Annotated in this window: 11 protein-coding genes; 2 read left to right on the top strand and 9 right to left on the bottom strand. The window is 64.7% G+C overall.

Annotation, left to right across the window (positions count from 1 at the left end):
• Positions 1-214 precede the first annotated feature (214 nt).
• The gene (locus KBY74_RS10920) at positions 215-1,519 is read left to right on the top strand and encodes a tetratricopeptide repeat protein (protein WP_254942731.1); all 1,305 of its coding nucleotides are present in this window, start codon (positions 215-217) and stop codon (positions 1,517-1,519) included.
• Positions 1,520-1,876: 357 nt separating this feature from the next.
• Here KBY74_RS10920 and KBY74_RS10915 read toward each other — a convergent pair whose 3' ends face one another.
• The 9 genes from KBY74_RS10915 to KBY74_RS10875 form a co-directional block, all read right to left on the bottom strand.
• Entirely contained in the window at positions 1,877-3,628 is a 1,752-nt protein-coding gene (locus KBY74_RS10915; protein ID WP_254942730.1) for a diflavin flavoprotein, read from the bottom strand.
• A gap of 110 nt (positions 3,629-3,738) precedes the next feature.
• Positions 3,739-4,152 carry an Hsp20/alpha crystallin family protein gene (locus KBY74_RS10910; RefSeq protein WP_254942732.1) on the bottom strand — a complete coding sequence of 138 codons (414 nt, stop codon included), beginning with the start codon at positions 4,150-4,152 and terminating at the stop codon, positions 3,739-3,741.
• Between the two features lie 82 nt (positions 4,153-4,234).
• On the bottom strand, positions 4,235-4,726 hold the full coding sequence (locus KBY74_RS10905; protein WP_254942729.1) for a hypothetical protein: 492 nt from the start codon (positions 4,724-4,726) through the stop codon (positions 4,235-4,237).
• Positions 4,714-5,220: an MEKHLA domain-containing protein gene (locus KBY74_RS10900; RefSeq protein ID WP_254942728.1), complete on the bottom strand. Its 507-nt coding sequence runs from the start codon at positions 5,218-5,220 to the stop codon at positions 4,714-4,716. Before KBY74_RS10900 ends, KBY74_RS10905 begins: the two co-directional genes overlap by 13 nt.
• Positions 5,210-6,115: an SWIM zinc finger family protein gene (locus KBY74_RS10895; RefSeq protein WP_254942727.1), complete on the bottom strand. Its 906-nt coding sequence runs from the start codon at positions 6,113-6,115 to the stop codon at positions 5,210-5,212. Before KBY74_RS10895 ends, KBY74_RS10900 begins: the two co-directional genes overlap by 11 nt.
• Positions 6,112-6,435, bottom strand: coding sequence for a nucleotidyltransferase family protein (locus tag KBY74_RS10890; protein WP_254942726.1), 324 nt, complete (start codon positions 6,433-6,435; stop codon positions 6,112-6,114). The genes KBY74_RS10895 and KBY74_RS10890 overlap by 4 nt, the downstream gene beginning before the upstream one ends.
• Positions 6,432-6,857, bottom strand: coding sequence for a nucleotidyltransferase substrate binding protein (locus tag KBY74_RS10885; RefSeq protein WP_254942725.1), 426 nt, complete (start codon positions 6,855-6,857; stop codon positions 6,432-6,434). The genes KBY74_RS10890 and KBY74_RS10885 overlap by 4 nt, the downstream gene beginning before the upstream one ends.
• Positions 6,858-6,861: 4 nt before the next feature.
• Entirely contained in the window at positions 6,862-9,981 is a 3,120-nt protein-coding gene (locus KBY74_RS10880; protein ID WP_254942724.1) for a DEAD/DEAH box helicase, read from the bottom strand.
• Between the two features lie 10 nt (positions 9,982-9,991).
• Positions 9,992-10,396, bottom strand: a complete 405-nt coding sequence (locus KBY74_RS10875; RefSeq protein ID WP_396123178.1) for a hypothetical protein — start codon at positions 10,394-10,396, stop codon at positions 9,992-9,994.
• Positions 10,397-10,452: 56 nt separating this feature from the next.
• Between KBY74_RS10875 and alaS the strand changes: the two genes are divergently transcribed.
• On the top strand, positions 10,453-12,430 hold a 1,978-nt coding region (alaS, locus tag KBY74_RS10870; RefSeq protein WP_315859062.1), incomplete at its 3' end, for an alanine--tRNA ligase.

Raw genomic sequence — 12,430 nt, 5'->3', positions numbered from 1 at the left:
TGAGCAGAAGCGTCAAGAAGTAGATCGTCTCGCCAAAGCGCAGGCTGAGCGGCTTCAGGCTGAAAAGCTGGCCCAACAGCTCACCCTCGCAGCGGAGCAGAATCGCCAGGAAGCCGAGCGCCTTCCAGTGCTTGAGGCGAAGCGGCTTCAGGCTGAAAAGCTGGCCCAACAGCTCACCCTCGCAGCGGAGCAGAAACGCCAGGAAGCCGAGCGTTTGGTCCAGGCTCAGGCTGACGAAGTTGGGCAGGCTCAGAAGCTGGCGGCGCAACTGGATCAAGCAGCCGAACAGAAGCGCCTCAATGCAGAGCGGCTGGCCAAATCAGAGTCTGATCGCCAGCTGGGAGAGAAGCAGGCCCAACAGCTTGCCAGAGATGCTCAAGTAGCCCAGCAGAAGCGCCAAGAATCACAGCGATTGCAGACCCAGCCCACAAACCAGAAGTTCACCGCAGCTCTCGCTACAAGTTTTGTTGAGCGTTCTGGCTTGCTGATGCGACCGATTCAGTTGGCCACCGCCAAACTTGAACGCCTTATTGAACTTCCAGCAGGCATCGAACAGGGCTTGCCCACACCCAGGCAAGATCTGCAAGCCTTACCGGTTAACCGAAACTTTATGGTCGATGTTGAAAGATTGACGCAAACGCAGAAAGATATCCGCCGATTTGATACGTTGATAGCCCTCAATCCCAACAGCCCTTCCGCCCATTACCAACGGGCCAACTTTCACTACAGCGTCTCTGATTTCACTAGTGCACTGCGCGATTACAGCCGCAGCCTGGAACTAAACCCATCACAAATGGCTGCCTTGGTCAATCGCGGTGCCATCCGCCGAAAGACAGGCGATCTCACCGGTGCTATTCACGACTACGACCAAGCGATTCAATTGGCACCTGGAGATTCTGTTGCCCATCGCAACCGCGGCATTGCTCGAGAACTCATCGGTGATCTTGAGGGTGCCATCGCCGATTGGCAGAGGGCGGCAACGCTCGGCGACGATGAAGCCCGTCAATGGATCGCATTGGCCAGCAGTTCCCAAGTATTGGATTCCCCTGTGCAGGCATTAATTCAAATGCACGAGCGCAACCAACCGCAAAAACCAGCTGCACAATCACTTCCTTTCCCAGCTGCTATCAATGCTCGACTGCAGAATCTCACGGTGGCCTTGATGTCCAAGCCCAGAGACATGCAACTTCTCTATCAACGCGGCACCGAGCTGCTCAAAGGCGGAGCTCTGGAGCAGGCCATTGCCGATTTCTCCGCGATCCTGCAGGCTGCGCCGAACTCAATCAAGGCAATCTTCAATCGAGCCGTTGCCCGACGCCAAGCCGGCGACCTGGATGGATCCCTTGCTGACTACAGTCGCGTCATCGAGCTGGCACCTCAGGATCACGAGGCTTATCGCAACCGAGGCATTGTGAAGCAGATGCTTGGATCCCAAACAGCCGCTTGCGCCGACTGGGGTACCGCCTCCGCGCTAGGGAACAGCGAAGCCAAAACCTGGGTTCGCAACGAATGCAAATGAACATTGCGATCAGATAGTCCAATGGGCTCTTGACGCTGCGGCCACTCCGCTTCCAACTTTCTCAGTAAAGATGATGACCCCAATTCCTGGTAACCAGGGTTGGGTGGCTAGGGGGCGGCTTTAGGAGATTTTCAATGCGTCAGATAATGGCATTTGCGTCCAAAAGTCGCCCATAATATTCCACATGTAATTTCAAATCTTCTTTGAGTGGGCGTGGAAATCCCGTGCCTTAATTCCCACTGAGGATTCGGACTTTACCGCTTCTTTGAAGCGTTCTTAAACCTCTGCCTGCTACGGCGTATGGGTGAAATCCAGATGGGGAGAGCAATCTTGATGATTGCCTCCCTGAACTGCCCATCAGTAGTGGTTCCCGACTTTGCGGTGGTGCACGGCGGTGCTGGCTTCGGTGTCGGCCACGTTGCCCTGCTCCACCTCGGCGTAGATGATCCAGTGGTCGGGGCCTTCGAGGCGTTGCACCACGCGGCAGCCCAGGTAGGCCAGGGCATCACCGAGCACCGGGCCGCCCGTGGCGGCGCCCTCGAGGGTGCTTACCCCGGCGAAGCGGTCGGCGCCGGGCGGGAAGCGCTTGAGGAAATGGCGCAGCAACTCTTGGTGGTTGTCCTCCCGCAGGATGTTGAGCACGAAGCGATCGTCTACCTGCAGCAGCGCCTCGATTGCCCGGTCTTTGGCTACCGCCACCGTGAGGCCGGGGGGCTCGAAACTTGCCTGGCTCACCCAGCTGGCCACCATCGCTGAGCTGCGCGTGCCCTCCGGTGTCTCCTGCCGCGCCGTCACCACATACAACCCCCCAGATAGGCGACCCAGAGCCTTGTCCAGATCGGCATCGAGAGACTTCATCGCGGCGATTGTCTTCTCCTTGGTGAGCAGCTGCCCTAGGTCGGTGCCGGCTTCTTCGCAGCGTTGGTAATCGTTGCCGCCTGGAACCTGGTGCACGCGCAAGGGTTCAAAGGCGGTTTTTTGGCCGAGGCTGCGCAGCTGGCTGGCCACGGCGTCGATCGGTTCGTCGTCGCCACCGAAGGCGTCGTAGCTGCCGACCCACTGTTTCGGTTTGAGGGCCGCTAACAAGGTGCCGATCGAAGCCTGCAGCTCAGCATCGGGCCGGGCGGGCCAGGTGGGTACCACCACGGCGCTGGCTTCACCGATCAGGGCGCTGAGCTCCTGGGCGTCGGTGGCGCGCAGATCCACCAGCTGTACTGCGGCGCCGGCCTTGCCGATGCCGCGGGCAATCGCCTGGCTGAGCCGGTCACAGAAGCCGTACTGGCTCAGATAGCAAACGGCTGCATAGTTTTCGCCTGTGCTGCGCTCACTGCTCCAGGTTCGGTAGTCATCCAGCCACAGGCCTAGGTGATGGCGCAGCAGCGGCCCATGACCCACCGCCACTGTGCTGATCTCGGGCAGGCCATCCATGCGCTTTAACGCCTGCAGCACGCTGCGGGCGTTGGGGCCCATCAGACAGTCGTAATAGAAGCGAAAATCGGGGGCTATGGCGCCGGGATCGGTGTCGAACAGCTCCTCAGAGCAGAAGTGGAGGCCGAAGGCATCGCAGGTGTAGAGGATGCCGGTGCCGTGGTCGAAGGAAAAGATCGTGTCGGGCCAGTGCAGGTTTGGAGCGCTGAGAAACTCGAAGCGGTGGGCCACGCCACTGGTGGGGTTGGTGCCCAGATCGAGCTCTTCGCCGCTTTTTACCGCCCGGCTTTTGAAGGGCCGGTGCACCTGATTCTCAAGAAACTGAATCGCCACCTTGGAGCCCACGATCTCGATCTCGGGGTTGAGTTCGAGCAGGTGGCCTATCAGTCCCGAGTGGTCGGGCTCGGTGTGGCTCACGATCAGGTGATCGATTGCTTTGGGGTCGATCAGCTCCTGCAGCAGCGGCAGCCAGCTGCCTTCAAATTTGAGGTGGCTGGTATCGATCAGGGCGGTGCGCTCGCCCCGCACCAGGAAGCTGTTGTAGGTGGTGCCGTTGCGCAGGCCAAACTCAATATCAAAGCGGCTGCGGTCCCAGTCGAGCGAGCGGATCGTGGTGGTGTCCGGGCCGATCGGCTCGCATTGCAGGCTGAGCCGGACTGCGGTTGCGACGGCACCAACCATGGATCGATCCGCGATTTTCCTAACTGTAGGAAGCCCGCCGACAAAAAAGGCCCGGCGGGTGGGCCGGGCCTGGGAGGGTTCTCTTCTCTCTCGTGTCCGCTCGGCCCTGATCAGCCCTCCACCTGCACCTGCACGGTGGTGAGGTTCTGGGCCTTAGGTGCCGTCACGGTGAGCAGGCCGTCGCGGTAGTGGGCTTGCAGGCTTTCACGGTTGATGCCACCGGGAAAGCGGAAGCTGCGGCTCCAGGTGCCGTAGCGGAATTCGCTGATCAAGGAGGTCTGTTTGGCGACCGGGGAAGACCCATCGGGGCTTGGCTGGCGGCGCTCGGCGTTGATCACCAGGCTGCGGTCGGTGGCCTTGACGTCGATCGAGGTTTTATCGACACCGGGAAGCTCCAGGGCGATTACGTAGGCGTCGTTGGTTTCGTGCACCTCGGCGGCCGGCACTCGCTCGGCGGCGGGACGCTCGGCAGCGCGCAGTTGTTGCTCGAGTAACTCGAAGGGGTGTTGGTGCAGGGTGAGCATCGGATGTTCTCCGGGACAAAGCCAATGTGCTGCGGCCAGCCGGGCGATGGCAGGGGGTAGACCGCCCGTTTTGGTTCGGCCCTTACGGCCCCGTTCGGTTGGCACCACTAGCAGGTGAGGGCAACCGGCAGCGCTGCTTTAAGGCGGCGATCACCCGGCCGATGGCGTCGGGATGGCCCTGCACGCTGAAGGCTTCCCGCTCCAGTTGCCGGTTGCCGTGGTGGTAGCGGGTGGTGAGGATGCCGCTGATCTCCTGCTCCACCACCGGGTTGAGCCGCACGCTCCAGCCCAAGGGCTGCAGCACGCCGGTGGGACAGCTCTGGGCTGCGTGAATGGCCTCATGCAGGAACACCTGCCGGCCGATGCCCAGCTCGAAGGCCACCGGCGCGATCCAGAGGGTGCGCGTTTTGGCTTGGAACAGCCCGTAGCTGCCGCGCACTGGCGGCGGGGCCAGCCGCACCTGAAAACCCCGCTGCTGCAGGGTTGTGAGCAGGGGGCGCAGCTCGGCGGGCAGTTGGGGTGGCGGCGCTGGGATGGCGGCTATCACAACAGCTGGGTGCATCACAACAGCCACCAGCTGCTGAAGCGGGCGGCTTGGCCGCAGGGCTGACCGCTGCCGTCGCGCAGGGTCCAGAGGCGGGCGGCTTCGATGGCAAAGCGGCGGCCGCGGCTGTCGATGCGGATGCCCCGGTAGCCCGAGATCGCTTCTTTGGCTTGGGCTGCCACCAACGCCTGGCGGCGGCTGGCCCGCTCGGCTGGCTCGGCGGTGAGCCGCGATGGCATGCCCACCATCTCGGGCCAGGGGCGCTGCCACAGGCGCAGGGCCGCCCGGTTGGCATAGATCAGCCTTGGCCCTGGCTCGCTGCTGGGATCGGCGCCGTCATGGGCCAACAGCACCAGCTCGGCGGCAAACAGCTCCTGGGCCACCAGCAGGGGCGAGGCGTCGGCGGCTAGGCCGGCGATCAGGGGGGTGCCGAAGGCGCGTTGGTAATTGCTGAGCAGGCACAGGGCCAGGCTTTGGGCCGCCGGCGTTAGCCAGGGGGGCGGGCTGAGGAGCTCAGCCGTCATCACCGTTGGCCGGGCCCATGGCCTTGGCCATGGCCAGGGCCGCCAGCTGCTGGCCGTGGGCCTTGAGGTGCTCCAGGAAGTGGAGATTGGCCTCGGGGAAGCGGGGTTCTTCTGCCAGGGGCAGGGGACCGGCGGCATCGAGGCCGGTGTCGCCCTCCAGGGCTGGTGTGATCACAACCAGATCCGAATCGAGGGCTGCGCCGTAGCGCCACCAGCGGTTTGGGTCCTTGATGGCTGGATGCACCGGCTGCAGCGCCACTGCGGCGACCGGCTGGGAGCCCTGTTTGGCTGCAGCCTGCCTGGCCTGTTTTGCCAGCGCCTTGCGCCGCCGCTTGGCCAGGTCGGCCAGCAGCTGGGCCCGGGTGCGGCCGCGCATCTGGAACAACACGAAGGGGTCTTCGCTGAAGCGATCGCCCATCAGGTAGTAAACGGCGCTGACGTGCTTGCAGGGGTTGGCCTTATCGGGGCAGCTGCACTCGCTGCGCACCTCCTGCAACTTGAACGGAAACAGGCGCTTGCCGCTGGCCGCGAAGGCGCGCTCGATGTCCTGGGGCATGACGCCAGCCAGCAGCTGGGCCGACCAGCGCGCCTTCTGGGTGAGGGCGTCGAGCACGTAGTTCCAGTCGTCGTCGTGGAGCACGTCGAGCCAGAGCTTCACCTTGTAGGGCTCTTCATCGGTGCCCTGCACCCGGGCATGCACTCGCCGCCCCTCAAAGCGGATCGAGGTGACATTGCCGCTGCGGGCATATTCCCAGGCGCGCTCCAGGCGCTTTTTGAAGCGGTAGGAGTTGATCAGCTCCATCCACTGGTCCACCCACCAGGGCTGCTGGGCCAGGCCCTGGTCGCCGAGCTGGGTGTTGATGGCGCTGGCGTAAGTGGTGGGGGTGAGGGTCATGGGAAGGTGATGCCTACGCGTTCGATGTGTTCGCGCAGGGGGGCGTAGCGGAGCGATTCCCAGTGCGTCACATCAAAGAGATAGGGGGTGGGCAGTCGGTCGAGGGCTTCGTGCAGGGCAGCGCTGCAATCATCGTCGGCGCTGTAGGCCAGATCGATGTCGGAGCCACTCCAGTGGCGGCCCATCGCCCGAGAGCCATACAGCTTCAGCCAGTGGATCTGGGGGAAGCGCTTCAGGCAGCAGCGGATCTCGGCCACGGTGCGATCGGGGATGCCGTGGTTGATATCGGCAGGGGCTGAGCTGGTGGTTGGCGCACTCATGGGGCCTCCTGCCGTTTGGTTGCCAGTAGGTCGTGCAGTTGCTGTAGGCCACTGAGGTAGCGCTCCTGGATCTGATCTACGGCTTTGCGGGCTCTGGTGTCGTCATAGGTGTGGGCCATCAGGTTGCGCTCCTCCAGCATGTCGATCCAGAGCTGACCGTTGTTGAGCAGGCCGGTGGCAAAGGCCTGTTTGAGCACTTCGCGTGGCAGCTTTGCATCGATTCCGTTGTAAATGAGAAAATCCTTGAGGGTTTTCCAGCTCAGCTCAAAGGTGAATTCATAGGCCTTGATCACCGCCATGCGGATTAGCTCGTTGTCAGGATCCTGCTGGTGGATTTCTAAGGCCCAGCGCAGGCGCTGGTAGGCGCGCTGGAGGTTGTCGAAGCGCTGTTTCCAGCGAATATCAGAACCCTGGGCATCCATGGCGTTAATCCTCTTCGCTCAGGGCCACTAGATCTTTGAGCTGGCCTACATCAAAGCCGCCGAGCCAGTCTTCACCGGAGCCGACGATTTCTTCAGCCATTTTTGACTTCTCCTTGATCATGCGGTCGATCTTTTCCTCCACTGAGCCGCTGGTGATGAACTTGTGCACAAGCACCCGATTTTGCTGGCCGATCCGATAAGCCCGGTCGGTGGCCTGGTTTTCCACGGCCGGGTTCCACCAGCGGTCGATGTGGAAGACGTGGCTGGCTCGGGTGAGGTTGAGGCCGACACCGCCAGCTTTGAGCGACAGCAAAAACAGCTGGGGGCCGCGGGGGTCGTCCTGGAAGCGATCGACCATGGCCTGGCGTTCGGTTTTGCTGGTGCTGCCGTATAGGAACGGCACCTCCTGGCGCCATTTGCGCTCCAGGTGGGCCTTGAGCAGCAGCCCCCATTCGGCGAACTGGGTGAACAGCAACGCCCGGTCGCCCGCCTCGATCACCTCCTCGAGAATCTCTTCGAGCCGCTGCAACTTGGCGCTGCGGCTGCTGAAGCTGCCGTTGCCGCTGGCCAGCACGGCCTCGGCGTTTTCCTTCAGGGCCAGGGCCGGGTGGTTGCATATCTGCTTGAGCTTGGTGAGCAGGGCCAGCACCTGGCCGTGCTTCTGGCCCAGCGGTGCCCGGGCGATGGCATCGAGGCTCTCGTCGACTGTTTTGTTGTAGAGCTTCTTCTGCTCTGGAGCCAGGCCCACCCATTCGTTGAGCTCCACCTTCTCCGGTAGGTCGGAAATGATCGACTTGTCGGTTTTGAGGCGCCGCAGGATGAATGGTCCTACCCGACTTTTGAGATCCCGCAGCGACGACATGTCGCCGTAGCGCTCGATCGGCAGCCGGTAGCGCTGGCGGAAGAAGGGCTCATCGCCGAGCACCTTGGGGTTGAGGAAATCCATCAGCGCCCACAGCTCGCTGACGCGGTTTTCCACCGGCGTGCCCGTCAGGGCAATCCGGAAGCGGCTGCCCCCTTTGCCGCCGCGGCTGGGGCGGGCCAGGTCCCGGGCTGCTTGGCTTTGTTTGGCGGTGTGGTTTTTGATCGCCTGGGCTTCGTCGATCACCACCCCCTGCCAGTCGATGCTCTCGAGCAGCTCGCTGTCGCGCTGCAGCAGGCCGTAGCTGGTGAGCACCAGATCCACGCCCTTAAGGGCTTTTTTGAGAGCCTCGGGGCTGGATGGCCGGCGCGGGCCGTAGTGCTCCCTCACGCCCAGCTCGGGGGTGAAGCCGTGGGCTTCGCGCTTCCAGTTGGTGAGCACCGAGGTGGGCGCCACCAGCAGCACCGGTCGTTTGAGCTCGTCTTCGGCCTTGAGGTGCTGCAGGAAGGCCAGCAGCTGGATCGTTTTGCCCAGGCCCATGTCGTCGGCTAGGCAGGCGCCTTGGTCGAAGCGGTGCAGGAAGGCCAGCCAGCCCAGGCCCCGCTCCTGATAGGGCCGCAGTTGGCCGGAGAAGCCAGGTGGGGCGGGCAGGGGGTCGGGAGCCTTCTGCTGGTGGTATTGCTCCAGCACCGCCTGCAGCCGGGGGCCGGCGTCGAAATGGTGCACCGGTAGCCGGTGGAAGGTGTCGCCGTCGCTGGCGGTGAGCCGCAGGGCATCGTCGAGGCTCAGGCCCGGATCGGCAACGCTGAAACGCTCGGCGTTGCGCAGGTCGGCGGGGCGCAGCTCGATCCAGGCGCCCTTGTGCTGCACCAGCGGGCTGCGCTTGGCCTGCAGGCGTTCCAGGTCCCGCAGGGTCAGGGTGACGCCGCCGATCATGAATTCCCATTCCCAGGTGAGCGTTTCACCCAAGGTGAAGCCGCGCGATTTCTCAGGTAGCTCGGCCTTGATCGACAGGCCCAACCGGCTGGCCAGGCCCCCTGCGAGGCTGGCCGGCAGCACCACGCCCACGCCCACATCGCGCAGCTGGTGGGCGCCGGTGCGCACCAGCACAAACGCCTCGGCTGGCGTTAGCTGCATCGTTTCCGGGGTGGCCGAATCCAGCCCCCGCACGATCGGTTCAAACACCGTCAGGGCCCGGCCCATGCCCTCGAGCAGCAGCTCGCTCGGTTGGGGCACGGCCACTTCGCCCATCTGCAGGCCCCGATCGCCGGCGGCCCAGACGGCGGCGGCTGGCACCCGCAGGCTCGGGTCGGCTTCCGCTTGCAGCCCGAAGCGCAGCTCCCACAGCTCCTCGCCCTCGGCGGGGGTGAATAGCTCCAGGCAGGTGCGGGCTGGCTCCACCTTGCCCGCCACCCCTTCACGCCAGTGGTGGGTGGCGATGCTGAGACGCTCCAGCTCCTCCTCGCCCAGGCTGAGGCTGCCATCGCCCTTACCCAGGGCTTTCTGCCAGGCCGCCAGCAAGGGATCCAGCCCGCCTGCGCTGGCACTGAAGCCCACCCGCAGCTGGCCGTCGAGCAGGGCTTCCAGCAGGCTGGCCACCCGCAGGCGCCCGCTGCCGGGGCGGCGGCAGGCCAGGGAGGGGTCGCCGCTGGGGCCGGCGGCCAGGGCGCAGGTGGCCACCTGGGGCAGGCCGCTGGCCAGGTCTTCGAGGCGGCGGCGGTCGTCTTCGCGGTTGAGCAGGGGCAGCCAGCGGGCCTTGCCCTCGGCGATCTGGGGTAGCCAGCGGCCGCGGGCGATCAGGCTCAGGGCCCAGCGCTGCAGGTGACTCCACCAGCGCAGCTCATCGGCCATCTCCGGGTGCTCACCCGCCAGGGGCACCTGGCTGAGCCATTCGCCCGCATTGGCAGCATCGAGGGCCCAGCCCTCCACCTGCCAGGGCCACCATTCGAGCTGTTTGGGAATTGGTTCGCCGGCCTGCAGGGGCAGGCCGCTCCAGGTGCTGGCACTGGTGCGGCGGCCCTTGGCGGCCTGGTTGCGGCTGGGCAGGGTCAGGGTGGCCCGGGCTGGGCGCAGGGCCTCCGACCACAGGCCGTTGTCGTCGAGCCAGGTGGCCAGGTCGTCTTCGTTGAGGGCCAGTGGGTGCTCAGGGGCCTCCAGCTTTGGCACGGCAGGGGTCGCCACCCGCCAGGTGTCGGCCCACAGGAATAGGCGGCCGCCCGAACCCTCGGGGGGAAACAGCCAGGTGGCGTGCAGCAGGCTCATGAACCCGGCCTTACGGCCGTCGGGCGGGCAGGAGGCGTGGTGCCAAGCGCTGCGCTGAATGCAGCACCAAGGCGCTGCCGATCAGCGGCAGCCAGAGCGGCAGCCACCCGCGGATCAATCCCATCATCACAGTTGGCAGGCCCGATGTCAGCTCTAGGGGACTGCCGAGGCTGCGAATTCCACACACCGCGCCCACCAACCCCGCCTGTAGGTGGCTGTCGTCGGGGTCGACCCGCTGCAGGTGAAAGGCCAACAGACCATAAAAAAAGCCGCAGCCCGCTGAGCGCAGAGCTGGATCCAGGCCTGCTGCCAGCAGCTCTGGCAAGCCCGCCACGGCACCGGCGGCCAGGGCCCAACCGATCGATTGCAGCCTCAGCTGGTCGCGGGGCTCGCTTTCGGCCACAGACACGGGGATCGGGTTAGGTCCATTGCTGGGCGATCATGCCCTGCTCAGGGTTGTATTGCTCCGCCATGGCCGTCACAGCACATACCGGTCGTCCTCGCACCGGTGCTGAGATCCGCGCCGCTTTCCTCGATTTTTACGAGCAGCGGGGCCACAAAGCGATGGCGAGCGCTTCGCTGATCCCGGACGACCCGACGGTGCTGCTCACCATTGCCGGCATGCTGCCGTTCAAGCCGGTGTTTCTGGGCCAGCAGCCGCGGCCGGCGCCTAGGGCCACCACCAGCCAGAAGTGCATCCGTACCAACGACATCGAAAACGTGGGCCGCACGGCGCGGCATCACACGTTTTTTGAGATGCTCGGCAACTTCTCCTTCGGCGACTACTTCAAGGAGCAGGCGATCCAGTGGGCCTGGGAGCTGAGCACGGTTGTGTTCGGGCTTTCGCCGCAGAATCTGGTGGTGAGCGTCTTCCGCGAAGACGATGAGGCAGGCGCTATCTGGCGCGACGTGGTGGGGGTGAACCCCAAGCGGATCATCCGCATGGATGAGGCCGACAACTTCTGGGCCTCCGGCCCCACCGGCCCCTGCGGCCCCTGCTCGGAGATCTATTACGACTTCAAGCCCGAACTCGGCGACGACGGCATCGACCTGGAAGACGACTCGCGCTTCATCGAGTTCTACAACCTGGTTTTTATGCAGTACAACCGCGACGCGGAGGGCATCCTCACGCCGCTGGCCAACCGCAACATCGATACGGGCTTGGGGCTTGAGCGCATGGCCCAGATCCTGCAGGCGGTGCCGAACAACTACGAAACCGATCTGATCTACCCGCTGATTGAAACGGCGGCGGGCCTAGCTGGGGTCGATTACCGCGGCCTCGACGCCAAGGGCCAGACATCGCTCAAGGTGATCGGCGACCACAGCCGTGCCATCACCCAGCTGATCTGCGATGGCGTCACGGCCTCCAACCTGGGGCGCGGCTACATCCTCAGGCGCCTCCTGCGCCGCGTCGTGCGCCACGGACGGCTGCTCGGCATCGACAAGCCTTTCCTGGCGGTGATGGGTGAGGCGTCGATCGCCTTGATGCAGGTCGCCTACCCCCAGCTGCTGGAGCGCCGTGAGGTGATCCTGGCCGAGCTCGCCCGCGAGGAGGCCCGCTTTCTGGAAACCCTGGAGCGGGGCGAGAAGCTTCTGGCTGAGGTGCTGGCAGCCAAGCCAACCCAGATCAGCGGCGAGCAGGCCTTCGAGCTCTACGACACCTACGGCTTCCCGCTGGAGCTCACCGAGGAGATCGCTGAGGAGCAGGGGCTCACGGTGGACCTGGCCGGTTTTGAGGCGGCGATGGAGGCCCAGCGCCAACGGGCCAAGGCCGCGGCGGTGAGCATCGACCTCACCCTGCAGGGCGCGATTGATCAGGTGACAGCCGCTGCGGCCGCCACCGCCTTCAAGGGCTACGAGCAGCTGGAGCACCCCTGTTGCGTGCTGGCCCTTGTGGTGAACGGTGAGCCGGCGGAACGCGCCGGCTCCGGCGACGCAGTGCAACTGGTGCTCGACACCACCCCCTTCTATGGCGAGGGCGGCGGCCAGGTGGGCGATCGGGGCGTGCTCTGCGGCCAGGGGGCCGATGGCACCGGCGTGATCGTGGCCATCGACGGCGTTAGCCGCAACCGCTCAGTGTTTGTGCACAGCGGCCGCATCGAGCGCGGCAGCCTGGCCATTGGCGAGCTGGTGAATGCCCAGGTGGACCGGGCCTGCCGCCGCCGCGCCCAGGCGAATCACACGGCCACCCACCTGCTGCAGGCGGCTCTTAAGCAGGTGGTGGATCCCGGCATCGGCCAGGCCGGCTCGCTGGTGACCTTTGATCGGCTGCGCTTCGATTTCCACTGCCCCCGGGCCGTGGCGCCGGCTGAGCTGGAGCAGATCGAGGCCCTGATCAACGGCTGGATCAGCGATGCCCACACCCTTCAAGTGCAGGAGATGGCGATCGAGGCCGCCAAGGCCGCCGGCGCGGTGGCGATGTTTGGCGAGAAGTACGCCGAGGTGGTGC

Origin of the sequence: Cyanobium sp. A1C-AMD (assembly GCF_024346495.1) — a bacterium.
GTDB classification, from domain to species: Bacteria; Cyanobacteriota; Cyanobacteriia; order PCC-6307; family Cyanobiaceae; genus Cyanobium_A; species Cyanobium_A usitatum.
Note: the sequence above shows the minus strand (reverse complement) of the source record. Positions and strands in the feature narration are given on the sequence as shown.